The sequence below is a fragment of the Cellulophaga tyrosinoxydans genome, from assembly GCF_900176415.1.
GTDB lineage: Bacteria > Bacteroidota > Bacteroidia > Flavobacteriales > Flavobacteriaceae > Cellulophaga > Cellulophaga tyrosinoxydans.
On record NZ_FWXO01000001.1, the window covers coordinates 515,466 to 541,242 of the forward strand.

Here is a 25,777-nt window from a genome sequence, read left to right on the forward strand (position 1 = left end):
CAATTGACTCAAACTATTACTTATGAAATACTACTATTTACTTGCGGCATTAGTGCTACTAGGTTGCAAAGGTGAAAAAGATAAAAAAGCAACTCTAGAAAACCATACGCAAATTACAAAGCAGGAGCCTTTACAAACTCCAGATAAGCTGTTAGGAGAATTATTTGCACATGTTCAACTTGCACAGGTATTTCCTGATGGGAAAACTTTTGTAGACTGTACCGCCAAATTCCCTTACGATGAAATACGTGTAAAATACGAGCAGGAAAAAAATAAACCTGATTTTGAATTAAAAACCTTTGTTTTAGAAAATTTTGAGGTGCCCATATCTATTTCTTCAGATTTTAAATCGGATCCTAACAAATCTGCAACGGAGCATCTAACTGCCCTTTGGCCGGTATTAAAGCGTGATTCGGATATTGCTCATGAAGGTAGCACCTTAATTCCATTACCCAAAGCTTATGTTGTTCCTGGTGGTCGTTTTAGAGAAGTCTATTATTGGGATAGTTATTTTACCATGTTAGGATTAGTTGAAAGTGGTGAATTTGATCTCATTGAAAATATCTTGGATAATTTTGCCTATTTAATTGATACTGTTGGTCATATCCCCAATGGAAACCGAACCTATTATATTACGAGATCTCAGCCACCTTTTTTCTCACAGATGGTAAAGCTTTTGGCAGATCATAAAGGAGACGAGGTTTATAGCAAGTACAAATCTGCCTTAAGAAAAGAATATGAGTTTTGGATGTCAGGCAATAAGATTACAAGTGAACCCATGGAACATTGTGTGCCAACCTCAGTGGGAACAATGAACAGGTATTACGATCAAGGAGATACCCCACGGCAGGAATCTTATCGAGAAGATTATACACAAGTAGAAAAATTAGGTGGCGGCAAAAAAATGTATCGCGATTTACGTTCTGGTGCTGAATCTGGTTGGGATTATTCATCGAGATGGTTTGCTGATGGCAACTCAATTGAAACTATTGAAACAACGGATATAATTCCCGTAGATTTAAATGCCTTATTATACGGACTTGAAGAAATATTAGTTGCTATTTCTAGCGATGATCAAGATTTTGTTTCGGCATTACAAACCAGTATGAAGAACAGGAAAACCTTTTTAAACGACTTTTGTTTTAATAAAACTGATGGTTTTTATGAAGATTATAATTGGGTAACTAAAAAACAAACAGGAATAAAATCTTTAGCCACTGTTTACCCATTATTTTTTAAAATGGCTAGTCAAGAACAAGCAGATAAAGTTGCTGAGTTTATTGAAAAAAACCTGTTAAAAGCTGGAGGAGTAGTTACAACTACAAATTATACTGGTCAGCAATGGGACGCTCCTAATGGCTGGGCACCATTACAATGGATGACCATAAAAGGACTTGAAAATTATGGACACCACCTATTAGCTAAAACTATTGCGGAGCGCTGGGTAACTTTAAACGAAAAAGTTTATGCTAATACTGGAAAATTTGTAGAAAAATATAATGTTGAAGATATGACTTTAGACGCAGGCGGCGGTGAATACCCTGTACAGGATGGATTTGGATGGAGTAATGGTGTTTATTTAGCATTAAAAAACTACCTAAAAACCAGTAAATAAATATAATTTGATAGTTTACCACAACTTTTGAGTGCTACACATCAATTGTTTTTGAAAAGTATAAAGAGGTTATACATTTGAAATGAATTAGTTATTTAAGAGTAAATTTTTTCATTTTCATATAGTGTTCTCGTAAAAGAGCTTGGTCTTAGTTGATTGAGCTCTTTTTTATTTTACAATACACTTGGATAGTCTTCCGCTATAATAGGGCCATATGATTCCCACCAATATCCTGCGGTGACTCTACGCATTGCATAAAGATTTTTACCATCCGTTCGTACATTTATCATTCCATTAAGTCGTTTTTTAAACAAACGTGCACCACGAATATCGGCGTTATTTAATACATGATTTGGAACAATAGATTTTAAATCCACCTCGTTTGCATCCGTGAATGTACTAGCAATTTCAGTTGAAAACACTAAGGGCTCTTTGGATCTAGATGCTAAACCAATTGCACCAATAAAATTAGCTCTTGGATGTCCATGATCGGGAGAATCACCAGAAGAAACCACAGAGATTTGTGGTCTAACAGCTGCTAAAAAGGGAGGATGAAATTCATGACTTCCGTGATGTGGTGTTTTTAAAACATGCGCTTTTAATTTTTCAGCCGCTTCAGGGTGTGCCAACAAATACGCACTACCTTCAATATTGACATCACCAGAAAAAAGCATTCGCACTTTATCATAGGTAATAGAAAAAACCACAGAATGTCCGTTTATAGTATGGGCATGATTCCCAAACCATTTTAATTGCTTTTTCCCTATTGAAGAGCGTTCAACTATTGGGCCTATTATTTCTAAGCTTATTTTAGGATCCCCAATATCAAATATTCCTGTTTCAGAACTAACTGCTGCATAGGGTATATTTAATTGTTTTACCAATGCAATCCATTTATCAAACGTTCCTCTTAGCTGTAAGCCTTGAAGATCCCCAATAGTGGAATGATAAGAAATAAGGTGTTTTTTATCTGTACTTAAATCTCCAGATTTTTCATCGGTTCCCTCGAACATACCAATACCATTATGAATAATTTTTTTAATTACAATACGATCATGCTGAAGAATATCAATTAAGCCTTTTAAATGGTCTTGATCTGCATGGCTCAACACCAAGAGGTCTATTTCTAATTTTGGTGCTGTTAAGTCTGCCAACTGGTATTTCCATTGTAAAAATCCCTTTGCTTGATTATTAAACCCACCATCAATAAGTATTTTTTTCTTGTTAGGCGTTACCACAAGGGCGGCGTCACCTTGCCCCACATCTATATAATAAATCTCTAAAGCGGATTTTTCAGTAATTTGATGTACGGAAACAAACCCTTGATATTTACTTCTATAGACAGCCGCTATTCTGCCATTTATAGGAGAACCTGTTGTTTTTACCTCTTCTCCATAAATTAATATTTGTTCATAAGAACTCCCTATAGTTGATTTATAAAGTCTAGCTGTTTTTGCGTTTATATATCGTGTAGCCATAATACTAAATTTTAATTTTATTACTATTAGCGGGAGGATCTGTTACTAAAATTAAGAAGAAATTCAGCTTAAAAGGCAGAAACTTCTTATATTTTAATGTTTTAAGTAAAGTTTTAAAACTTATAGGTACACGAAATATTAGGTGTCAAGGCAAGTGACGTTTTTTCAATTTGAATTGCTTCATTGCTATTTTCCGGTGATACTTCATAATATCTTAGTAAAATATTGTTCTTATTCAAGATATTTAAAACACCAAGACTTATAGATAATTCTCTAGTATCTCCAAATTTAAAATCATAAGAAGTACTGGCATCCAATCGCATATAACTTGGTAATCTTTCAACATTTAAATCACCATAATTTACTCTCGTAAAATTACCTTCTTGATAGGTTTCCTGTCCTTCAACAGGTTTCGTATAAGGTCTCCCCGTTCTAAATTGAATTCCCGATGCTAATTTCCAATTTTCTAATACTGTTATACTTGTTGCCACATTAAGTGTGTGAGTAATATCAAAATTAGATGGAAAATCTTCACTGGAAATAGCTTTAAATATATAGTTTTGCCTGCCATAGGTATAACTTGCCCAAACATTGGAGTTGTTTATTCTTTTATTTACTAAAAACTCCATTCCCTTAGCCGTTGACGAACCTATAAATCCATCGAACTGGTTTTGAGAGGTAAACCCTTGGCTTTCCGTAATAATCCCTTCTACTTTTTTATAATACGGATTTAACTCTATAAACCAACCGCTATTTTTGTATTGAAAACCTAAAGAAACCTGCTTGCTTTTTATTATAGGAATTGTTGTTCCATCACTAACAATCCACCGTCTATTTTCAACCCCTAAAAAATCATCATTCAGATCTACAAATTGAGTAATGGTTTGGTTCTTAAACTCGCCCTGTAAATTAAGAGAAAATGTATTGGACAATTTATGATTAATATTTAATCGAGGTTCTACCAAAAAGGTTCCTAACCGTTCAAAATAATTGAGTCGTGCTCCTGCTCTAATGAAAGTTTTGTTATTTTTAATACTTAATTCTGAAAAGAAGCCGTGATTGCGCTGAACTCTTTTTTTAATAATTTGATAGGTAGGATTTTGCAAATCGCTAGAATTTTGTGTTCCAGTTTCTGAATAGCTATAGCCATTTAACCAAGAGAAATTTTCTGAAATAATAGTATTTGTATTAAGCTTAATCCCCGTTTCTAAAACTTGATTAAGTTGCAGTATGCTTTGATCCATATCGATTCTTAAATCTGAAGCAGATAAATTATAATTGCTATAATAAGCTTGTAATTCCGTATTAAAAATAGTGCTCCAATCACTACTAAGGGTCCCACCTAAAGCAAAATTTTCTTGGTTTAAGTTACTTCTTCTAGCTTCTGGATTTGTAGTATCAGCGCTAGACTCTGTATAAGAAAGTTGATTATTAACACTCAATAAGCTAATCCTTAGTTTATGCTTTTCATTAACATTGTAAAGAAATTTTCCGCTAAAATCATAAAAGTAGAAATCTGATTCTGAATTCACATTTTTATCTGATGACGTAGCTACACGAGAATCTTGAAAACTACGTTCAAAATATTGATTATAGGTTGGTGAGTTATAAAAATCTGTCAATGATCTTCTTCCGGAAATGTGTATTGCCATTTTTTTATTTATTGGCACCTGTAAAACGGCATTGGCGCTCAACAAATTACTTGAAACAGAACCATTTAATTTAGCATCTATTTCATTGTTTGAACTCATGAAAATACTGCCCGAAACTCCGTCTGTATATTCTGCACTTGTGCCATTCTTAACTACAGTTACTTGATTGGTTATTTCTGGATTAAAGGCCGAAATTAAACCAAAAAAATGTCCTGAATGATACATTTTAATATGATCCCAATGTATTAAATTCTGATCATGACTTCCGCCACGAACGTTAATGTCTGCAATAGATTCATTTACACTTTGCACCCCAGGCAATACTTGTATCATTTGCAAAACATCTGATTCTACTAAACCGGGCAGAATACCATAATTACCTGTTGAAAAATCAATACTACCATCTCTTTTTTGATTAAAACCTGTAGTAAATAAATTGCGCACTACAACTTCTTGTAATTGAAATTGCTGAGGAACCAACGCCACTATCGGACAATCATCTGTTAATGACAAATATTCTAGAACGGAAAATTTTTGCGGTTCATAACCTAAAAAACTAATGGTAAGCTGATCATTGTTTTTTAAACCTATTAAGCGGAAGGAGCCATTCAAATCTGAAATTGTACCCTTTTTATCAACTACTATTGCTAATGAGCCAACAAGTACTTCTTTTGTATCGGCGTCAATTATGGTTCCACAAATTGTTAAATTATTGGTTTCTACAGCCACTGCTATTCGGTCTTTCCCAATTTTTTTAAAGGTTAACATAGGATGTTTTTGCAATATTTGCAAAACTTCATCTAACTCTAAATTAGCATCAGGAATCGTAACGAAAACGGACGAAATATCTTCCTCTATAAAAGAAAATGTAACCGAATAGCGTTCTTTTAAAACCTCAAAAGCTTCCTTGGCAGGAAGCTTATTTTGTGCATGACTTTGCATTACAATTCCGAAGAAAAGAAATACAAAAACAAGTAATGATTTTTGTTTGCTATTCATTAAGCTCAATAAGGTTTTGATCTTTTATAGTAACCTTTAAATTTAATGGGAAGGCAATAGACTGGACTGCTTCATTTAAATCACCATGATCAAAACCACCCGTAAATTGCTTGTCAGCCAATGATTTATCATAATTAATTTTCACATTAAATTCACGTTCTAATTCTTCAACAACAAGTGCAAAAGGCACCTCATTAAAATCACTTTGATTATTCATCCAATCTGGTGTTGCAGCATTAAATTCTGTTACATCACCTAGATTTCCTTGGATCATTCTTATGGCCTTACCAGGAGTAAGCATAACCACATTATTGTTGGTTGTAACCTGCACTTTACCTTCAAAACAGGCAACTTCAAAGTACCCATCTCTTTCATTTACATTAAACTGGGTGCCAACAACGGTAACCGTACCTTGGTCTGTAATTACATCGAACGTTTTACCTTTACTAACTTTAAAAAAAGCTTCTCCGCTTAAAGTTAATTCACGTTTTTTCTCCCAATTTTTTTTAGAATAAACTATTTCTGATCCGCTATTCAAAACTACTTCAGAAGCATCTGGAAGGTTAAAAATAGTAGTCTCGGCGTAATCAGTATTTACCGTTGTATTTGTATTTGCAAAAACAAAATAAAGCGAGACCATTAAGATAATTGCTGCCGCAATGGAAGCATATTTTTTCCAAGAAGTTAAAGTAACAACTTTATTTTTTGGTTGTTTTAATTTAGTAAACCCTTCTAAGGCTTGTTCTACATTAAAATCTGGTTTCTTAAAATTGGATGTTTTCTCAATTATTGGTTTGAGCTGCGCATATTCTGGCGTTTTTCGCAATTCGGCTAATTCCGAATCCGATATCGTTCCATCAATCCATTTTAAAATTTCTTTTTCGTGTTGCATAATTTCTGCATTATACTATTAGGACACTTTAGTTGCCAATCTCCCTACTTTATTTTCTAAAATATTCAAATTCCTCACGTAATGCATTCAATGCACCCATCATTCTCTTTTCTACAGCTTTTACAGAAATGGTAAGCATTTCAGCTATTTCTGAATACTTTTTATCCTCCATTCTACTTAACAAGAATACTTCTCGTTGACCATCGGTTAAGTTTGCAATGGCTTTTTGAAGTTTATCCATATATTCATTTTCTTCCATGATATATTCGGGACTCTCATTAGTAGTATCTGAAATTGGTTTTATTTTGGCATATTCCAAAACCACTTTATCATGCCGAACTTCATTTAAAAATAAATTATTTGCTGCCGAAAAAAGATAGCTCTTTGCTTTTTCAAAAGTTACCTCACTACATTTATTCCAAATTTTTAAAAACGCCTCTTGAACTAAATCTAATGACCTGTCTTTGTTACCGCAACGATAATACATAAAGCGATATAAGGAGTCGGAATGCTCTTTATAAAATGAATTAAAAACACTGTCTTTACAAAGTTCTGCTTGGGGGTCTAACATTCCATATATTTCTTAAGTGATGTAAAAGTAAAAAAAAATAGTATGCTGGGTAGGGTATCTAATAAATGGCGTGTCTAATACATGAAAGACAGCTGCTATTTTTAATTCAATAGGAATAAATGTAAATTTCAAAAAATAAAAGTAGGGTAAAAAATAACAAGCGTGTCTTATCACTGTAAACCAAAATTTATGAAAGCAATGTCAACCTTAATAAACATCTTACTAGTTATAACAATAATTACAAGTTGTCAAAATGATATAGATATTGACACTTCTAATAACGACACAAATAATAGTGATTCTGTATTTACCTCAAAAGTAAGGAGAACATCTATGTTTAACGGCGCTTTTGATGATATTCTTGATGGGTCTCCTTGTTTCGCAATTCAGTATCCAATTAATATATTATTGAATACCATTCCAACAACATTAAATTCTCAAACAGATTTAGGCATTTTTACTGCAACAGATATTATTGAAATATCTTACCCGATAGTACTAACAAATTATGATTATACAGAAACTACCATCACTAATCAGCAGGAGTTTAATACCGCTATTAGTTCATGCCAAAGTTTAGTTGCAAGCGGAAATGGCCCAATTGATTGTATTGATTTTATATATCCATTAAGCATATTTACAGCTACAAAAAACCAATCTCAAGAGATATTTGAGATAACTAGCAATCAAGAGCTCTATACCTTTATCACTAATTTAGATAGCAATACGCTTTACAGCTTTCAGTTTCCATTGCAAATCTTAGAACCCAATCTAGGTAATATTACCATTGAAAATAATACAGCATTAGACACCTATTTAGGTATTTGTTTATGATAGTGCTTCTTTAAAATTATCAAATAACATATTAATATTTAATCTCTTAAGGAGTGGCGACTTCTTAAGCAGGGATAACTCACGCAAAATTTAAAAATTAATATAACCCAAATTAAAATTTAGAATTATGAAAAAATCAATCTTTAAAATCGGAATGTTAGCATTAGTATTGGCTTTAGGATCTTGCGAAAAAGACAAAATGGATACGAATACAGAAAAACAAAATACAGAAGTGTCTATTACAGATGCACCTATTGATAATGCCAACGTTTCTGCAGCTTTCGTAACAATAGCTGATGTAAAAATAGACGGTGTATCTATCGAAGGTTTTAACACCACAACGGTAGATTTATTAAAACTTCAAAACGGCAAAAAATTATCATTAGGTAATTTAGATCTAAATGTTGGTGCAGTGTCTAACATAACCTTAGTATTAGATTATGCGCAAGATCAAAACGGCAATGCTCCTGGTTGTTATGTGCAAACTATTAACGGAACAAAGCACGAATTAATATCAACAGTGAGTGAGATTAAAATAAACGATAAGGTAGATATCATTACCAACACAGCAAATGAAATTGTTATTGACTTTGATTTACGCAAAACTATAATTGCTAGTGGTAGTTCTGCAAATGATCAATACGATTTTGCCTCAGCTACAGAATTATCATCAGGATTAAGATTAGTAAATAATGCAAAGGCAGGGAGCATTTCTGGTACTGTAAGTGACAATGAAAATACCTCTGAAAAAATTATTGTATATGCTTATAAAAAAGGAACTTATACTGCTTCAGAATCACAATCTCAAGGAGCTAGTGGGATAATTTTCGCAAATGCAGTAACCAGCGCGACAGTAAATTCTTTTTCAGGAGCTTACCAAGTTAACTTTTTAAAAGAAGGTGATTATGAATTCCATTTTGCTTCTTATTCTGATACTGACAACGATGGTAAATTTGAATATGAAGGAATGTTGAGTGTTGAGTCGTTAACAAATGTGAAATTAAATGCTATAAAAGTTAGCTCTAAGATTAATTTAAACTTAAGTGTTAAAGTAACAGGAAAATCATAATTATAGACGTAAAGCCATATAAACTGGTATTAACTATTGCTATAAATAAAAAGCTTTCAATTTAATTATTGAAAGCTTTTTTGTAATTAATAGTAAAAAAATGAATAAATTATTTTTTAATACAATTTATACAAACCAGAACTTTTAAACTTTGGTCTGTATAAAATTGCTATTCGTCTACGAAAATATGCAATTCATATAAACTGTAAGATAATTCTTTCTTTTTCGATTTAATTTTGTTTTAAAGTAATTGTAGATAATGCTTCATTAATCGTGTAGTACTAATTCAAACCCAAATCAATGATACCTATTAAACAAAGATTATATCATCCTTTTTTTGTTGTAACCATATCCGTTTTATTATCCATTATATCCTATGTAATCGCACATTATTTTATTTACTGGGAAGATTTTTGGGTAGGATTTTTTTTGAGTGCGCTTATACCTTTTGTTGTTTCATGTCCTATTGCCGTTATTATGGATGGTTATTTTAAAAAAATAAATAAACAAAAAATAGAATTAGAACGTTTAGACTCAATCAATAAAAAGCTTTTTTTGTTAATATCACATGACGTTAGAGCACCACTGAATACTTTAAAAGGAATGATTGATTTAATTACTAACGATGTTATTGATAGCCAAGAAAGCAAATTATACCTTAAACAACTTTCAATTAAATTTGAGCATGTAAACAGTTTTTTGGATGGCTTATTAGATTGGTCTAAAAGACAAACTCAAGATAAACCTATAGAGTTTACTTCATTTAATAGTGCAGAGGCTATAAAACCAATCTATAATTTATTAGAGCCAATTGCTTTAAGTAAAGAAATTACTATTTCTACAAAAAATCTTAATAATATCATTTATGCAGATATGGAGAGCTACTCATTTGTCTTGCGAAATGTATTACATAATGCTATAAAATTCACCCCTAAACATGGTACTATTCAAATTGACACCATTAAAAGAGATGGGCATATCTATACTTCAATATTAGATTCAGGTGTGGGTATTTCTGAAAAAGAAATAAAAAAAATTCTTGAAGGCGATAATTGGTATACGACAGAGGGAACTTTACAAGAAAGGGGTTCGGGCTTTGGGCTACGAACGTGTATATATTACTTAAAAAAGAATAATGGAAAAATCTTAATTGAAAGTGAATTGAATAAAGGTACTAAGATGACTATTATTTTACCAGAAGCAAAGCTTTGAACCTAATTCATAGACATCAAGTCTGTTATCGAAGTAATCCCGAAGCCTCGGGAGAACCCACACAATTTTTCAGCATAAAAAAACCCCTGTTTTCACAGAGGTTTTGTGCTTTTGTACTCGAGGTGGGAATCGAACCCACACTCCGAAGAACTGGATTTTGAATCCAGCGCGTCTACCAATTCCGCCACTCGAGCATTAAAGGAGTGCAAAATTATAAAATAATTTTCTTTATTTGACAAAAATTTAAACAATTATCCTTTAGCAAGACAAATAAATTTCTAAATTTGCACTCCTTAAAGAAATCGGAACCCAATAAACTAAAAAACAAGAGATTAACCATGGCGTATCAAGTACCAGAGCCTAAAATATTTGCTTGTACACAAAGTACAGCATTAGCAGAGAAGATTGCAAAATCTTATGGTGCTGAATTAGGTAAAGTTATATTTTCTAGATACAGTGATGGTGAATTCCAACCTTCTTTCGAAGAATCTGTTCGTGGAACACGTGTGTTTATTATAGGATCTACCAATCCTAGTTCTGAAAATTTAATGGAAATGCTTTTAATGTTAGATGCTGCAAAACGCGCGTCAGCAAGGCATATTACCGCTGTAATGCCTTACTTTGGTTGGGCAAGACAAGACAGAAAAGACAAACCAAGAGTACCTATTGCTGCAAAATTAGTAGCTAAAATGTTAGAAGCTGCTGGTGCAACTCGTATAATTACTATGGATTTGCATGCTGATCAAATTCAGGGATTTTTTGAAAAACCTGTAGATCATTTATTTGCATCAACACTATTTTTACCATACTTAAAGAAATTAAATCTTGATAATTTAACTATTGCTTCTCCAGATATGGGTGGTTCTAAAAGAGCCTATGCTTATTCAAAAGCATTAGAATGCGATGTAGTTATCTGTTATAAACAAAGAGAAAAAGCCAATGTTATTTCACATATGGAATTAATTGGTGATGTTCAAGGTAAAAATGTGGTATTAGTAGATGATATGGTAGATACTGCTGGCACATTAACCAAGGCTGCTGATTTAATGATAGAGCGTGGTGCGATAAGTGTACGAGCAATAACTACGCACGGATTACTTTCTGGTGATGCTTACGAAAAAATAGAAAAATCTAAATTATCAGAATTGATAATTACTGATTCTATACCAACAAGAAAAGATAGTAAAAAAGTAAAAGTGTTGAGTTGTGCAGATTTATTTGCCGATGTTATGGAACGTGTACATAACAACACCTCAATTAGTTCAAAATTTTTAATGTAGTGTATAATAAGCCACTATTTTAAAATAGCATTTAAGCGCTTAAAAAAAGAATAATTAATAGTTAAATATAAATAATGAAGTCAATTACAATCTCAGGATCTAAAAGAGAAAGCGTAGGCAAGAAAGCAACAAAAGCCTTACGTAATGCTGGAAAGGTTCCTTGCGTACTGTACGGAGGGAATAAACCATTACACTTTTCAGCGGATGAACCAGCATTCAAAAATTTAGTGTACACCCCAAACGCTCACACTGCAGTGATTGAAATTGAAGGTGGAAAAAAATTCGATGCGGTATTACAAGATATTCAGTTTCACCCAGTTACTGATGCTATTTTACATATCGATTTCTATCAGTTATTTGCTGACAAAGAAGTTACTATGGACATTCCTGTTCGTTTAGTAGGTAACTCTCCAGGGGTAAGAAACGGTGGTCGTTTGTTATTCAGAAAACGTAAATTAACAATCAAAGCTTTACCGGCTAACTTGCCAGATTTCTTTGATATTGATATTTCTAAATTAAAAATTGGTGGCAACATTGCTGTTTCTACCTTATTGAAAGACGAATTCACCATTTTACACCCAGACAATACTGTTGTTGTTCAAGTAAAAGCAGCACGTAATGCAATTGTTACGGATGATGAAGATGAAGAAGAAGGAACTGAAGGTGCAGAAGCTTCTACAGAAGAAACTGCAGCAGAATAATCTTTTTTAATACAATTAAAAAGCATCCTAATATTTCTATTAGGATGCTTTTGTATTTTTACACTATTGTAATCCGTTAAAAATGTTCAGCTTTTTTAAATCGATTTTCGAAACTAAAAAATCTCATTTAGAAGAATTAGATTCCATGAAGAAATATTTAATCGTAGGACTAGGAAATATTGGTCCTGAATATGCCCAAACCAGACATAATATTGGTTTCAAAATTCTTGATGCTTTGGCAAACCAAGAGAACCTATCTTTTGAAACTGCCAAACTTGGTGACATAACCACATTTAAGATCAAAGGTAGAAGTGCGCTATTATTAAAACCATCTACCTATATGAATTTAAGCGGTAAGGCGCTACATTACTGGATGGAAAAAGAGAATATTCCTTTAGAAAACGTATTAGTAATCACTGATGACATTAATCTTGAATTTGGAGTTATTCGGGTAAAAACTAAAGGTAGCAACGGAGGTCATAATGGATTAAAAGACATTCAAAACACCTTAAATACAGTAAACTATAATCGTTTTAGATTTGGCGTAGGAGCCGATTTTGGCAAAGGACGACAAGTAGATTATGTACTTGGAAAATGGAACGATGACGAAAAGAAAGCCCTTGTAGAACGTCTTGAAAAATCCACTGAGGTAATAAAATCTTTTATTCTTTCTGGAATTACCAATACCATGAACCAATTTAATGGAAGCTAATTACAGCACTCTAAAACTATAGACTCCAGAACTAGAGGTGTTTCCTTCCTTGTCTTTAGATTTAACACTCCAATAATAAACAGTATTGACTTGCACATCTACAGCAATACTTTGAGTTAACGCATTTACAGATGTTTCCAAAGTCAATGGTGGGTTTGTTGTACTAAAATACACTTCATACACATCCATATCTAGATCTAAATCAGTACCTGTCCATGATAATTCCACTTGATTATTCAGATCTCTTAATACCGTTTCGCCAGATTTTGGCGTATTAATTTTCGCAGGAAAAGGCGCACGTGTTGTTATAGTTCCTGCATTAAAAAAATACCACAATTCGCTCGTAGCGGTTTGATTTACTTTATTATTTTCTGAAGTTACACTCCAAGAGAATGGCACTCCTTTTTTAACCTGCAATTGTACTGATGTTTCATTAGTAGTAACTACTTGCGGTACATTTGTGTTTAAATTTGTTACTGTAAGTTCATAACCATCGGTATTAGCCGATGCCTCCCACTGAAAATTAATTAAGCGCGTAGTTTGATTAATATTTTGACCTACTGTACACTCCGAATTTTCCAACGGAAAAATCAACAAAGCACTAGACGGTGGCTTTGGATCGTCCTTAGAACAACCTAATATCACAATTAGAATACTGATTAAAATTAGTTTCTTCACTTTTTCATTAATTTAAAAGTTCCTTTTAAATTTTCTCCTTTTAATTTTACAATATACATCCCTTGTGGCAAATCCGAAACTTCTAAATCTAGCTCTATTGCGGTGTTCTGGTATTGAAATTGTTTTACCAATTTTCCATTCATTGCATAGATCCAAACATCACAATTCAACTGCTCGATTCCAGTAAATATTTTCGCATTATTGTAGGTAGGATTTGGATATATAAAAGGCGTATCAGCAACAATTATTGTTTCTTCATAAACGCCCTGACAGGGTAAGTCAGTAACCACTTTTAAGGTATTAATTCCGTTTTTTAGTTCAAATAAAGCCGTTGTACTAGTTACTTGAGTAGTCCTTCCGTTTAAGGTAACAGTATAACTCTGAGCACCACTAAGATTTAAAAGCACACTCTTACCATTTGTTGTTAAATTAGAAGAAACAAGTAATTCATCAGGTTGAGATAACACCACATCAAAACAATATTCCTCGTAATTTATCACCCCATCGGTTCCTGTAATACAAACCATATAATTACCAGCCTGTAATCCGTCTAAAGAATAGGTATTGGTAAAAGTACCTGTGTTATTTACTCCATTTCCAGTAATGGTGGCGGTGTAATTAAGACCCATAGCCGCACTAATGTGGATAGCTCCATCATCGCTAGCTCTACAAGACTCGCTATCAATATTTATAGAAAAATTAGTATTAGTAAAACGATACACCGGACAACCATCTGCATTTACTTCTTGTCCTGCAGGTGTTCCTAAACACAAATCATCTCCGTCATCATAAACTCCATCATTATCATCATCTGGTCTAAAAAACCCTTCTACACATAATTCTAATGCAAAGTTATTAAGTGATCCACCATCACCTCCGGCATTATCTTTTATTTCTAAAACCCAATCTCCTAATGAAGATTCTCCGATAAAAGAATTTAATGACCCCAATGGTTTTACCATGCCAGTAATTGCTGGATTATTACCACATACAAAGCTAGTAGCACTAGCGTCAAAAGTGGCATTTATATTTCGTTTATCACCACATGAATTTGCAACAAGCACAACAGATGTACCTTGTGGAGAAGTTAATTTTATAGTTAAATCAGCAAGATAACTATGAGATACATTCAAAATAACATTAACATCTGCAATGGGCAAATCTTCGGTAAAAGTAATGGTAGAAACTATAGTCGGAGTTCCCGCTGATGATATTGATATAGGCAAATTTGGCGCAGTTCTTAACGCACAATCTACACTTGTTGTGGTAAAACTAAAAGGAGCACTGTAAACCCCTTCCCCGCATTCATTCTTAGGCTTTACATGCCAATAATAAGTGGTGTTTGGCAACAAACCTATAGAAGTGTAGCTGTTAAATAATACTGTTGAAGATTCAACAATGTTCGCAAAAGCCACATCTGATGCTATCTGAATATCGTATGAGGTACTTGCAGGCTCAACCGTCCACTGAAAAGTAGGATTAATTTCCGCATCAACAAGATTATCTGCTGGCGAAGTTAAATTTACTGATGAAAAAGTAGTACTGTTAATGTTTAAATTGATGGTAATCTCTTTAGTAACACTCGCGGCAGTTGATGTTATTGTTATTGGATAGACGCCTATTGCCGCGGCACCTGTATTAGAAAAAGTTATAGACACAGCTGTATTATCTAAATTTGCGGTTGGTTGGGAAAAACTTGCCGTTAGACCTGTTGGCATTCCGGAAACACTAAAAGTTGAAGTTTCAGAAAAACCTGAATTGGTTTCATAAGTAAATGGCAGCACCAAATCTGAAGGCTGGCAAACCGTAAATTCCAAAGCAGAAAAATTCAATACCACTAAAGAATTAGCTATTGTAAAATTGCTGCTATTTACAGCAAAAAAGACATTATCGCTAGCCTTAATCATTATTCTAGCCTGATTTGTTATTTCGCTAGGAATTAGAATATTTTGTGCACCATCATTGGGCACGTTATCCGCAACCAAATATGGGAAAGTTGCCCCGCCATCTGTAGACAGCAAAATATCAACCTTTTGCGCATCTACTAATGCATTAGTTGTATTGGCAACATTCCAAGTTACCAGTTGTATACTCCCCGCTTCATAACTCACATTTGTATTTTGCGACAATACTACAAAGGGACCTGCACTGTTTACTACATCAATTTTAAGAAGATCAGAAACAACCTGACCACCTTCACTATTATTATCTCGAACTGTCAACGCAAAATTCATTTCACGTTCCACATTAGATACGGTCTCCCAAGCTGTATTAATCGTAGGATTTGTCTGTGTTAAATTCCCCTGTAATACCCTCGACAGTTTTGGAAAATATCTGCTTGGATTTGTACTCGGTAATTGCGACCTGAAATTTGCTCCACTTGGGTTGTTAGGGCCGAAAGTAGTATTGGTGACAACACCATCATCTACTTGTTCCCATGTATAAGTTAGCACATCCGCAGCATCGGCATCAGTAGCATTGCCAGTTAACACAAAAGCAGTGCCTTTTGGAATGGTGTAATCTGGAGAAGCCGTTATAACAGGAGGATTATTGGCTAGCATAATTTCCGTAGCACAAGTTGTTGTTGCCAAATACTCCGTAATTTGTTTTATACTGTAATAATGAAAATAATCTTGACCGTTCGATGCCACATTGTTAGCCCCTGAAATACCTGCATAACCCATAATGGTAGATCCACTGCCTGGTTCTGCTTGTACTTGTGTTCCTTCAGATTCAAAAGACCACGTATGGTTTGCACCTAATTGATGTCCCATTTCATGGGCAACAAAATCAATATCGAACAAATCTCCAGACGGATTCACCCCAGAAGAATACGCACTTCCTTTTTTATTATCGTCGCAAACAGCACCCACAAAACCTGCATCTCCAGTGTTATTTGCCTTGGTCAATAAATGCCCAATATCGTAATTAGCAGCGCCTAGTACTGAATTGAGAGTGCTTTGCACTTGTGTGTTTAAATTTCCATTGTAAGGATCTGTAGCAGCATCAGTATAAATAACTAAATCTGTATTGGCAACTAGTTCAAGAGTAATGCCCAAATCCGTTTCGTAAACCATATTTATCCTGGTCAAAGTAGCATTAATCGCAGCCAAAGCACTTGCTTTTGTTCCTCCATGATACTGTGTATATTCTCCTGTAGCTGAAATAGCAACCCTATACTTTTTTAAAACTTGGGTATCTACAAGACTTGGCTGAGGAGCCTCGATGCTACTCTGAATGGCTTCATTTGTTTCACAAACAAAATCATTAGCTACAGCATCTGAAGCTTTTCTGGTATACAATAAATAATCACCGTTTGATGCCTTTTCCATAAACGTGGCCTCGGAACTTTTCTTATCTAAAAGCATCGTTTGTATGCCATTTGGTGCAATACTAAATCTTATTTTTTTTAATGGATCATTGACTGCGACTCCTTTATACGATTTTATTTGAGGGTATTTCTGAGCTAATTCCGGAGATAATACCGAGGCTTCCTGTATACTAAAAGCCACTAACGCTCCATACTCATCTGGAAAATATACGATATCACTATTCTTTGCGCTAGATGTAATTGACTTCAATTTCTCATCCAATAAAGCCCCCTGAAGTTTAAAAACTTTAGCCTTTTTAACGGACAACTTTTCTATTGATTTTGATACATTTGAGTTGGATAAACTGGCCTCTTGCCAATAGCTAACTTGACTAAACCCACAAAAGCTTAGAAAAAATATGGGAATTGCAAAAAGTAGGCGTAAGTTTGTTGTCATTAAAACAGATTAATAAAGATTATAAAAGTAAGGCTTTTTATTATTTTATTTTCGTGATAAGTATTCAAAACACAACTAAATTCGACAACCAACAGCCAAGTGTAGTTACCATAGGCACTTTTGATGGCGTACATATTGGGCATCGAAAATTACTAGATAGGCTCATAAATGATGCCAAACTGTTAAATTTAAAAGCGACCGTACTTACTTTTTTTCCGCACCCACGAATGGTTTTACAACAGGATGCTGATATTAAGCTCCTAAATACCATTGAAGAAAAGATAAAAATCTTAGAAAAAATAGGCTTAGATAATTTAATTATTTACCCTTTTACTCAAGAATTTTCTAGGCTATCTGCTACAGAATTTGTGCAAAAAATATTGGTGAATGGCCTAAATAGTAAAAAAATTATTATTGGTTACGATCATAGATTTGGCAGAAACAGAAATGCAGATATAAAAGACCTTATTGCCTTTGGTAAAACTTTTGGATTTAAAGTAGATGAAATACCCGCTCAAGAAATTGATGAAGTTTCAGTGAGTTCTACTAAAATTAGAAAAGCACTTGAAACCGGCGATATTGCAACGGCAAATTTGTATTTAGGCTATGAATACATGCTTACCGGAAGGGTAAAAAAAGGAAAAGGATTAGGTCGCCAACTTAAATTTCCGACAGCTAATTTACACATAGAAGAATCTTATAAACTAATTCCTCAAAACGGAGTTTATGTAGTTAAAAGTGAAATTAACAATACAGTGGTTTATGGAATGATGAATATTGGTTTTAACCCAACCGTTTCAGGAACCGAAAAAAGTATTGAAATTCATTTTTTCGATTTTGATCAGAATTTATACGACCAAAAACTACAAATTGATATTTTAGACCGCATTAGAGACGAGCATAAATTTGATTCTGTAGATCAATTAAAAGCACAATTAGAGATCGATAAAAAAACATCGTTATCTATCATCTCTGCATAGAAATTTCGCTTAAAAACCATTAAATTTGTCGACTTAAAATAAAGCCATGTTACAGCTAAACGCTATTAGAGAAAATAAAGATGCTATTATTGAAGCACTAAAGAAGAGAAATTTAGATGCTGCATCCCTTATTGCTACTGTTTTAGATCTTGACGAAAAACGCAGGTCATTACAGACTAATTTAGATAATACGTTAGCAGAATCTAACAGGCTTTCCAAAGAAATTGGCGCACTTTACAAAACAGGAAAAGCCCAAGAAGCTAATGCCTTAAAAGAAGAAACTGCTAATTTAAAAGAAGTTTCAAAACAACTGACTGACGATTTAAACGATACAGCGACTGCATTACAAAACGCTTTATATCAAATTCCGAATGTACCGCATGATTCGGTTCCTGCAGGAAAATCTGAAGAAGACAACGAAGAAGTTTATAAAGAAGGGACTGTTCCCGTACTTTTTGATGGCGCATTACCGCATTGGGAACTAGCTAAAAAATATGATATCATCGATTTTGAGTTAGGCGTAAAAATTGCTGGTGCAGGTTTTCCGGTATATAAAGGCAAGGGTGCTCGTTTGCAACGCGCTTTAATCAATTACTTTTTAGACAAGAACACCGCAGCTGGTTATAATGAAATTCAAGTGCCACATGTGGTGAATGAAGCCTCTGGTTACGGCACAGGGCAATTGCCTGATAAAGAAGGGCAAATGTATTATATGCCTGCAGATGATTTATACATGATTCCAACGGCAGAAGTTCCAGTAACCAACATTTTTAGAGATGTAATTTTAAACGAAAAAGATTTCCCGATTACACACACTGCATACACCCCTTGTTTTAGAAGAGAAGCAGGTAGCTATGGCGCACATGTTCGTGGACTAAATAGATTACATCAGTTTGATAAAGTAGAGATTGTTCGTGTAGAACACCCAGATAAATCGTATGAAGCTTTAAACGGCATGGTGGAGCATGTAAAAGATATTTTAAGAGAACTAAAACTACCGTATAGAATACTACGCCTTTGTGGTGGCGATTTAGGCTTTACCTCTGCCCTGACTTTTGATTTCGAGGTATTTTCTACCGCTCAAGACCGTTGGCTAGAGATAAGTTCTGTTTCTAATTTTGAAACCTTTCAAGCTAATCGTTTAAAATTGCGTTATAAAGATGAAGAGGGCAAAAGCCAACTAGCACACACGCTAAATGGTAGTTCTTTAGCTTTACCGCGTGTTTTAGCTGGTATTTTAGAAAATTACCAAACAGAAGATGGCATTCGAATTCCAGAAGTATTAATACCGTATTGTGGGTTTGATAGGATAGATTAAAAGCCTCCTAGCCTCCTATGGGTGAATTAAACTTTAAAACCGATACTCTAATTTTAGCAAAACAAATCTTGGCAGTAATCTAAATTCAGTTGTAGCGCTACCTATATCACTAATAGACACTTGTCTAAATGTTTCAGTGTTAAATAAATTTTTACCTGTTAATGTAATGGTTACATTTTGCTCTGGCATTTTATAGCGTGCATCAAAATCGAGAAAATAATAGGTGTTGTCTGTGGTTAAATTTCCAAAATAATAACGTTCACTTTGCAGCTGAATATCCAGCTTTTTATCAAATAAAAACGACAAGTCTAAGAAACTTGTATTATCTGTAAAATTATTACTAATAGTAGTTTCAATGGTGTTGGTCAACCATTTTGTGCCTAGGTGGTAATTAAAAAATCCTCGAAAACCAGAACGTAATTCTAATCCGTAATTAAAATTTGCGGTTTTCACTTCTCTTAATGCAGCATTATTAATACTGTTCTTATAATTTGATTTTGAATAGCCAACATCTAACTTTAAATTAGACGATATGGCTTTAAAATAATAATCTATTTTAGAATTGATGCTTAAAAATTCCCTGTCTTCTATTCTTATTTTATCTGATAACGTGTAATTCTGATTTAAAAAAGTATTTGAAGAGAAAAAGTCATGATTTTTGCTATACATCATAAAAGTATTTGCAAAAAAGCGATCGCTCCAGTTCCCCAACTCATAATTTAAAACTACACTACTATTATTCAACTGATTAAAGGTATTTAACCCTTTTTGAAATGAGCGAAAACTGGTAAGCACATAATTATCATGAAGGTCTAAAATTTTAGCGTTTGTGGTATTATACGAATATGTAGTTATTAGTTTATTTTTACCATTTATTTTCCATTCTGCGCCAAAACTAGGGTTTATAAAAAATGGCGTTTCACTTTTATTATTTTCATTATTATCTAGACTGTTGTATAATTGATGTAGATCTAAAATTCCTGAAAGGGCAAAATCATTTATTTTTAAACGGTACTTGCTTTTTACATATACATCATTAACACGATACTGAATTTGATTTTGATACCCTAAAGGAAAATCAAGGCTATTATCATCTTCAAATAGTTCAAAAGCTGTATTTAGTTTATCGTTGCAGTATTCATTGCCCACTTGTATTTCTACTAAATCATCATTTTCTCGACGATCTAAGAGATGAGCATTGATACCAATATACTGCATTTTATTTTCAATAAACTGCTTTACATTGTTTGCGTTTGTCGAAGATGTAAAAAGTTCTTCAAATAAAAACTGATTTACTACATAATTTTGAGGGCTTTCTTCTTGAATATACCTCGCGGTTAGTAGAAACACTTTTTTGTCTTTAAACTTATTGGAATAGGTGATTTTTTGATCAAAAAGCGTATTATTGTTTTTTAAACTTTGAATAGTTGAGAGTCCGTTAAACACTAAATTTGCGCTGTTATGATCGTTTCCTGAGTTATATTTAGTAGTAGCTTCTAGCGATTTTGTTTTTGATATAGTGTAATTAAAATCTAGCTTACCAAAACCCAAAATAGTTTTATTACGCAACTTAAAGTCTTCTGAATTCGTAAAATCTATAGTATTTACATTAACCGTTTCGGTAGCATTTCTAAAAAAAATGGTTTCATCGGTATTCAAAAAAGCTAAGGTTTTTATTTTTAATTTTTCTGTAGGGCTAAAAATAGCATTTAGCGAAAGTAACTCAGCATTATTAAAATTTGAACGTTCACGTTTAAAATTGGAGATTCCACCATTTAAGCCTATTAAATTAGTTATCGATACATTATCACCAATAACACCTGGTTCGTTAAATCTAAAGGGGCGTACTAAGTTTTGCACATCGCCAATAGCATCGGAACCTGTATTGTTCAAATTGGTTAAAAAATAATATTTATTTTTCTTGCCAAAATTCATTAGATTACCTTTCAATTCGTAACGGTTTTCACTAACTAAACCATACCCTAATGTGAAATTACCAAACCAAATGCGTTTAGATTTTTCGTTGAGTTTTAAATTAAGTGCCACTTTATTACTTTCTTCAATACCTTTTAATAAGCGATTGTTCGAGTAGTTTTTTAAAATTTCTACTTCTTCAATAGGATAGGCTGGCATGTTTTTGGAGAGTACTTTATAGCCACGTTCAAACAAATCATCGCCATCTACCATTAGTTTTTCTATCTCTTGATTGCCCACTTTTATAGTACCTTGACTATCTACTGATAAACCAGGTATTTTTTTTAACAAATCCTCCACATTTTGTTCTGTACCATTGGTGAAAAAATTAGTTTTAAAATTAATGGTGTCATTACTTATGGTGATAGGTTTTTCTGAACTTACAATTACTTCGTTTAAGGCAAAAGCTTCTTCAATTAGGATTACATTAGTAATAATTTCTGAAGAGGAATCCGAAATAGCTAACTCTGTGGTTTTAGTTCTATAACCTAATGCTGAAAATATTAATATAAAATTCCCTGTCTCTAAAGTTTTTAAGGTGTATGAACCGTCTTCTTTAGTAAAACTATAGGCAATTATAGATGCGTCAGATGTGTTTTTAAGTAAAATGCTCCCATAAGGTATTGCTTTATTCAATTCATCTAAAATTTGACCCTTTAAGATAGTTTGTGAATAAGATTCAAAAAAAGCAACTAAGAGTATTAAAAGTAGAATTTGAGTTTTCTTCATTTAATTTTATTCTTCCCATTCAAATTTAATTTCAATACCGGACCTACCTACATTTATTATTTCTGTTTGTACCCCCCTTGGCATTTTAGAATAAATTTTTGAATTATTTTGAGAATATCTTAAGTCAACAAATTCTTGAATTGAAATTACTTGAATATCTTCTTTAGGTATTTCAATTTCTGATTTATTAGAGAAAACTATAGTACTTGCCTTCCAATTATATCTATTTGTTTCATCATATATTTCTAAAATTAGTCCTGGCAGATTGTTAAATTTCCACGGCCCAAAATTAATTGGGTTTTTAATATCGTACCAAGCTATATAATTTCTTCCCCTAAAATAAAGTGTAGCTTTATTACAAACAATTTCACCTATTTTCTTTATCTCAGTATGATTAATATCCCAATTCAACTCAAATATTGAGTCATTCACTAGGTAAGTTTCATTTTTAATAAATTCTGAATACTGAATCAATTTTTTAGCTCTATCAGTTTTCATATAACGATTACCATTTTTACCGATTAAGGTTATTTTATCGTCATCTTTTTTTAAGCCTGATTCTAGACTGCTTTCGGATAGAAAAAATACTGAATTATTTAAATTCAAATCTATTTCTAAAATACCTTTTTTTGTATTTGGCAGTTCTGTATTATAAAAAATATCATATTCTACTCTAACAAAACTATTTTTTTTTGATTGTGGAAACACTTTTATTAAAAGTAACAGAAATATAATGTTAATAATCTTTTTCATATGCTGTTATAAATTTATCTATCGAATTTTTAAATATTAAAATTGGTGGTTATAATAGGTATAACCACCTTTTATTTACATTTTCAATGTCCCAATTTTATATAGGGTAAGTACATTATTAGCAATAGTATTGCACTCACTTTGTGTATCCGCAGGAAAAGTATGTATTCTAGAATCAACTACTTCACCGTCAGAATTGTAAGCAGTAATAATTATAGTGCAAGTCCCATATTCATAAACTATTTTATCTGTTACTACATTTTCTAATTGTGTACTTGCAAATCCAAAACTTGCTACAAATACAAACGCTAGGGTAAAAAATAATTTTTTCATAATTTTTAAAATTTTCATTTTTGTTAAATAATTTTTAAAAGCTACGAGGTATATTACCTTTGCAATACATTCCTCTGGTTTGGTACTTTTGTCTATGTCATAGGCAATTTGGTTTTAGGATTAATTTTTTAAGAGATTTTAGTTACTATACAGCCAACCAGAGGTTTTTTGTTAATACTTTGAACAAGATATAGGAAATATTCTACAACAGACTATATAAAAACCATACACTTTCTATGGTTTTTATTTTTTGGCCTAATTTTTCTTTGGTTTGCTTTTAAGAAAAGAACCAATTGTTTTTTATGCTTTCTGCTTATCTTTGAGAAAAAAGAGTTTTGAAGGTCGTTTTATTCTTAATTAGCTTTTTCTGTTTTCAAATAGCACTTTGCCAAGACGATTATTTTTTGGGGAAGCAATACTTGAATGATGGTGATTTTGATAAAGCAGTCATTTTTTTTGAAAAACTAACCAAAGACAATCCTACACGTAATGATTATGCCGAAGACTTAATTGTTTGCTACCAGCAATTAGAGCGTTATGATGATGCTGAGAAATTATTACAGCAAAAATTAACTAGCGATCGAGCTCACCCTATACTTTTGGTAGAAATTGGTTATAATTACACGCTTCAAAATAAGCCAGATGCTGCAGCAGATTATTACAAGCAAGCACTTGATGTTATAGAAAAAAATCCAAATTTTGCGTATAGTATTGGTAGTAGATTCCAAAAATTTACCTTGCTAGATTATGCGGAACAGGCGTTTAAAAAAGGTATGGAAGTAAAACCCGAACTCGACTTTAATTTTCCGCTTGCGCGTATTTATGGTGAACAAGGAAAAATTGAGGAAATGTATGTTTCTTATTTGGCCCTTCTTCAAAATGGTAATGCATCTAAAGAAAGCATCCTCCGAAATATTGATGATTTTATTACTAGCGATGCTGAAGCTGAGAACAACATCATCTTAAAAAGAGTTCTTCTGAAAAACGCCCAAAAAGACCCCAATATTCTTTGGAACGAGCTGTTAAGTTGGTTATTTGTGCGTCAGAAACAATTTAAAAGTGCATTTACACAAGAAAAAGCTATTTATAAGAGAACGGACGAAAGTTCCCTTTCTAGAATAGAAGATTTAGGTTTACAAGCACTGGAAAATAAAGATTACGAAATAGCTCAAGAACTTTTTGAGTTCATTATAAGCAACAGTAATGATGCCATTTTAAAATTAAATGCACAATTACATAGTATTGATATACAGTTATTGAATGCAGATATAACAGCACTAAATAAGATAGAAACCACCTTTGACAACCTCTTAACGGAATATGGCTACAGAAGCAATACGCTCCAATTACAAATAGCGTATGCAAACTTTTTAACCTTTCAAAAGAACAATCCAGAATATGCGGTTAGTATTCTAAAAAAAGCTCTAGAATTACCTTTAAACAATTATGGCATTGCCACCTTAAAAATGGCATTGGGAGACATTTTGGTGTACGACCAAAAATTTAATCAGGCCTTAATTTATTTTTCTCAAATACAACAAGAATTAAAGAATGATGTATTAGGGCAAAATGCCCGTTTTAAAGTAGCCCAAACGAGTTTTTATAAAGGCGATTTTGATTGGGCGTTAACACAATTAAAGGTTTTACGGAGTTCTACTTCACAACTAATTGCCAATGATGCCATGCAACTGAGTCTTTTAATTTCAGACAATTCACTTGAAGATTCTACACAAACGGCATTAAAAATTTACGCGAAAGCCGATTTATTAGCTTATCAAAATAAAACCAAAGATGCGATTGAAACTTTAGAGCAGATTTTAAAAGATCATAAAGGTGAGAAAATAGAAGACGAAGCACTTTTAAAGCAAGGCGAATTATTAGAGAAAATTAAAGATTACGATGCTGCTAAATTCAACTATCAAAAAATTATAGAATTCTATGCTAATGATATTCTTGCCGATGACGCCTATTTTGCATTGGCGCAATTGTATGAACATCAATTTAATGAAAATGAAAAGGCTAAAGAGCATTATGAAAAAATAATCTACAACTACCAAGACAGCTATTACTTTCCTATTGCCCGAAAAAATTTCCGAATTTTAAGAGGCGATGCTATTGAATGAGATGTATTCACTCCAACTCTCTACATTCCGCCTCCTGATTCTTGAACTTGACCATTTTTACTACTACCTTTGCACTACTAGAAAATAAAAACGCTCAACCTTTAACA

Annotated in this window: 19 protein-coding genes and 1 tRNA gene; 10 read left to right on the forward strand and 10 right to left on the reverse strand. The window is 32.9% G+C overall.

Annotated elements, in window-relative coordinates:
• Positions 1-22 precede the first annotated feature (22 nt).
• Positions 23-1,615 (forward strand): alpha,alpha-trehalase TreF, encoded by a 1,593-nt coding sequence (gene treF / locus B8963_RS02365; RefSeq protein ID WP_084059798.1) that lies wholly within the window; start codon positions 23-25, stop codon positions 1,613-1,615.
• Positions 1,616-1,788: 173 nt separating this feature from the next.
• Here the strand turns inward: treF and B8963_RS02370 are convergent, their stop codons facing one another.
• From B8963_RS02370 to B8963_RS02385, 4 genes are all read right to left on the reverse strand, one after another.
• Positions 1,789-3,093, reverse strand: coding sequence for a ComEC/Rec2 family competence protein (locus tag B8963_RS02370; protein ID WP_084059799.1), 1,305 nt, complete (start codon positions 3,091-3,093; stop codon positions 1,789-1,791).
• A gap of 113 nt (positions 3,094-3,206) precedes the next feature.
• On the reverse strand, positions 3,207-5,744 hold the full coding sequence (locus tag B8963_RS02375; RefSeq protein ID WP_084059800.1) for a TonB-dependent receptor: 2,538 nt from the start codon (positions 5,742-5,744) through the stop codon (positions 3,207-3,209).
• Positions 5,737-6,636 (reverse strand): FecR family protein, encoded by a 900-nt coding sequence (locus B8963_RS02380; protein ID WP_084059801.1) that lies wholly within the window; start codon positions 6,634-6,636, stop codon positions 5,737-5,739. The genes B8963_RS02375 and B8963_RS02380 overlap by 8 nt, the downstream gene beginning before the upstream one ends.
• Before the next feature lie 49 nt (positions 6,637-6,685).
• Complete coding sequence (locus tag B8963_RS02385; RefSeq protein ID WP_084059802.1) at positions 6,686-7,207, reverse strand: RNA polymerase sigma factor; 522 nt, start codon at positions 7,205-7,207, stop codon at positions 6,686-6,688.
• 189 nt (positions 7,208-7,396) lie between these two features.
• On the opposite strand from B8963_RS02385, the gene B8963_RS02390 reads away from it, so the two are divergent.
• The 3 genes from B8963_RS02390 to B8963_RS02400 all read left to right on the forward strand — a co-directional run bounded on the left by B8963_RS02390 (position 7,397) and on the right by B8963_RS02400 (position 10,322).
• A complete protein-coding gene (locus tag B8963_RS02390; RefSeq protein ID WP_084059803.1) occupies positions 7,397-8,041 on the forward strand; it encodes a hypothetical protein in 645 nt (214 codons plus the stop codon).
• Positions 8,042-8,168: 127 nt separating this feature from the next.
• On the forward strand, positions 8,169-9,110 hold the full coding sequence (locus tag B8963_RS02395) for a DUF4382 domain-containing protein (RefSeq protein ID WP_084059804.1): 942 nt from the start codon (positions 8,169-8,171) through the stop codon (positions 9,108-9,110).
• Positions 9,111-9,410: 300 nt separating this feature from the next.
• Complete coding sequence (locus tag B8963_RS02400; protein ID WP_084059805.1) at positions 9,411-10,322, forward strand: sensor histidine kinase; 912 nt, start codon at positions 9,411-9,413, stop codon at positions 10,320-10,322.
• Positions 10,323-10,436: 114 nt separating this feature from the next.
• On the opposite strand, the gene B8963_RS02405 is transcribed toward B8963_RS02400, so the two are convergent.
• Positions 10,437-10,516: transfer RNA gene (locus B8963_RS02405), tRNA-Leu, on the reverse strand.
• Positions 10,517-10,660: 144 nt separating this feature from the next.
• Here B8963_RS02405 and B8963_RS02410 point away from each other — a divergent pair.
• The 3 genes from B8963_RS02410 to pth all read left to right on the forward strand — a co-directional run bounded on the left by B8963_RS02410 (position 10,661) and on the right by pth (position 13,015).
• Complete coding sequence (locus B8963_RS02410) at positions 10,661-11,602, forward strand: ribose-phosphate pyrophosphokinase (protein ID WP_084059806.1); 942 nt, start codon at positions 10,661-10,663, stop codon at positions 11,600-11,602.
• Between the two features lie 74 nt (positions 11,603-11,676).
• Positions 11,677-12,303, forward strand: a complete 627-nt coding sequence (locus tag B8963_RS02415; RefSeq protein WP_084059807.1) for a 50S ribosomal protein L25/general stress protein Ctc — start codon at positions 11,677-11,679, stop codon at positions 12,301-12,303.
• 82 nt (positions 12,304-12,385) lie between these two features.
• Positions 12,386-13,015, forward strand: coding sequence for an aminoacyl-tRNA hydrolase (gene pth / locus B8963_RS02420; RefSeq protein WP_084059808.1), 630 nt, complete (start codon positions 12,386-12,388; stop codon positions 13,013-13,015).
• On the opposite strand, the gene B8963_RS02425 is transcribed toward pth, so the two are convergent.
• Both B8963_RS02425 and B8963_RS02430 read right to left on the reverse strand, forming a co-directional pair.
• Positions 13,016-13,693: a hypothetical protein gene (locus B8963_RS02425; protein ID WP_084059809.1), complete on the reverse strand. Its 678-nt coding sequence runs from the start codon at positions 13,691-13,693 to the stop codon at positions 13,016-13,018.
• On the reverse strand, positions 13,690-17,460 hold the full coding sequence (locus tag B8963_RS02430; protein ID WP_084059810.1) for a reprolysin-like metallopeptidase: 3,771 nt from the start codon (positions 17,458-17,460) through the stop codon (positions 13,690-13,692). Before B8963_RS02430 ends, B8963_RS02425 begins: the two co-directional genes overlap by 4 nt.
• A gap of 53 nt (positions 17,461-17,513) precedes the next feature.
• On the opposite strand from B8963_RS02430, the gene B8963_RS02435 reads away from it, so the two are divergent.
• On the forward strand, positions 17,514-18,440 hold the full coding sequence (locus B8963_RS02435; RefSeq protein WP_084060694.1) for a bifunctional riboflavin kinase/FAD synthetase: 927 nt from the start codon (positions 17,514-17,516) through the stop codon (positions 18,438-18,440).
• Positions 18,441-18,486: 46 nt separating this feature from the next.
• Positions 18,487-19,758: a serine--tRNA ligase gene (serS, locus tag B8963_RS02440; RefSeq protein ID WP_084059811.1), complete on the forward strand. Its 1,272-nt coding sequence runs from the start codon at positions 18,487-18,489 to the stop codon at positions 19,756-19,758.
• 33 nt (positions 19,759-19,791) lie between these two features.
• Here the strand turns inward: serS and B8963_RS02445 are convergent, their stop codons facing one another.
• The 3 genes from B8963_RS02445 to B8963_RS02455 all read right to left on the reverse strand — a co-directional run bounded on the left by B8963_RS02445 (position 19,792) and on the right by B8963_RS02455 (position 23,547).
• Entirely contained in the window at positions 19,792-22,461 is a 2,670-nt protein-coding gene (locus B8963_RS02445; protein ID WP_084059812.1) for a carboxypeptidase-like regulatory domain-containing protein, read from the reverse strand.
• A 6-nt stretch (positions 22,462-22,467) separates the two neighbouring features.
• Positions 22,468-23,214 carry a GLPGLI family protein gene (locus B8963_RS02450; protein WP_084059813.1) on the reverse strand — a complete coding sequence of 249 codons (747 nt, stop codon included), beginning with the start codon at positions 23,212-23,214 and terminating at the stop codon, positions 22,468-22,470.
• 75 nt (positions 23,215-23,289) lie between these two features.
• Positions 23,290-23,547, reverse strand: coding sequence for a hypothetical protein (locus B8963_RS02455; protein WP_143312451.1), 258 nt, complete (start codon positions 23,545-23,547; stop codon positions 23,290-23,292).
• Positions 23,548-23,882: 335 nt separating this feature from the next.
• On the opposite strand from B8963_RS02455, the gene B8963_RS02460 reads away from it, so the two are divergent.
• Complete coding sequence (locus tag B8963_RS02460) at positions 23,883-25,670, forward strand: tetratricopeptide repeat protein (protein WP_084059815.1); 1,788 nt, start codon at positions 23,883-23,885, stop codon at positions 25,668-25,670.
• Positions 25,671-25,777 lie beyond the last annotated feature (107 nt).

Bases quoted from the DNA above. Each gene is read 5' to 3' on its own strand.
- B8963_RS02400 (WP_084059805.1), top strand. From the start codon at position 9,411: ATGATACCTATTAAACAAAGATTATATCATCCTTTTTTTGTTGTAACC.
- B8963_RS02415 (WP_084059807.1), top strand. From the start codon at position 11,677: ATGAAGTCAATTACAATCTCAGGATCTAAAAGAGAAAGCGTAGGCAAG.
- B8963_RS02455 (WP_143312451.1), bottom strand. From the start codon at position 23,547: ATGAAAAAATTATTTTTTACCCTAGCGTTTGTATTTGTAGCAAGTTTT.
- serS (WP_084059811.1), top strand. From the start codon at position 18,487: ATGTTACAGCTAAACGCTATTAGAGAAAATAAAGATGCTATTATTGAA.
- B8963_RS02430 (WP_084059810.1), bottom strand. From the start codon at position 17,460: ATGACAACAAACTTACGCCTACTTTTTGCAATTCCCATATTTTTTCTA.
- B8963_RS02370 (WP_084059799.1), bottom strand. From the start codon at position 3,093: ATGGCTACACGATATATAAACGCAAAAACAGCTAGACTTTATAAATCA.
- B8963_RS02395 (WP_084059804.1), top strand. From the start codon at position 8,169: ATGAAAAAATCAATCTTTAAAATCGGAATGTTAGCATTAGTATTGGCT.
- B8963_RS02385 (WP_084059802.1), bottom strand. From the start codon at position 7,207: ATGTTAGACCCCCAAGCAGAACTTTGTAAAGACAGTGTTTTTAATTCA.
- B8963_RS02390 (WP_084059803.1), top strand. From the start codon at position 7,397: ATGAAAGCAATGTCAACCTTAATAAACATCTTACTAGTTATAACAATA.
- B8963_RS02410 (WP_084059806.1), top strand. From the start codon at position 10,661: ATGGCGTATCAAGTACCAGAGCCTAAAATATTTGCTTGTACACAAAGT.
- B8963_RS02375 (WP_084059800.1), bottom strand. From the start codon at position 5,744: ATGAATAGCAAACAAAAATCATTACTTGTTTTTGTATTTCTTTTCTTC.
- B8963_RS02450 (WP_084059813.1), bottom strand. From the start codon at position 23,214: ATGAAAAAGATTATTAACATTATATTTCTGTTACTTTTAATAAAAGTG.
- pth (WP_084059808.1), top strand. From the start codon at position 12,386: ATGTTCAGCTTTTTTAAATCGATTTTCGAAACTAAAAAATCTCATTTA.
- B8963_RS02445 (WP_084059812.1), bottom strand. From the start codon at position 22,461: ATGAAGAAAACTCAAATTCTACTTTTAATACTCTTAGTTGCTTTTTTT.
- treF (WP_084059798.1), top strand. From the start codon at position 23: ATGAAATACTACTATTTACTTGCGGCATTAGTGCTACTAGGTTGCAAA.
- B8963_RS02380 (WP_084059801.1), bottom strand. From the start codon at position 6,636: ATGCAACACGAAAAAGAAATTTTAAAATGGATTGATGGAACGATATCG.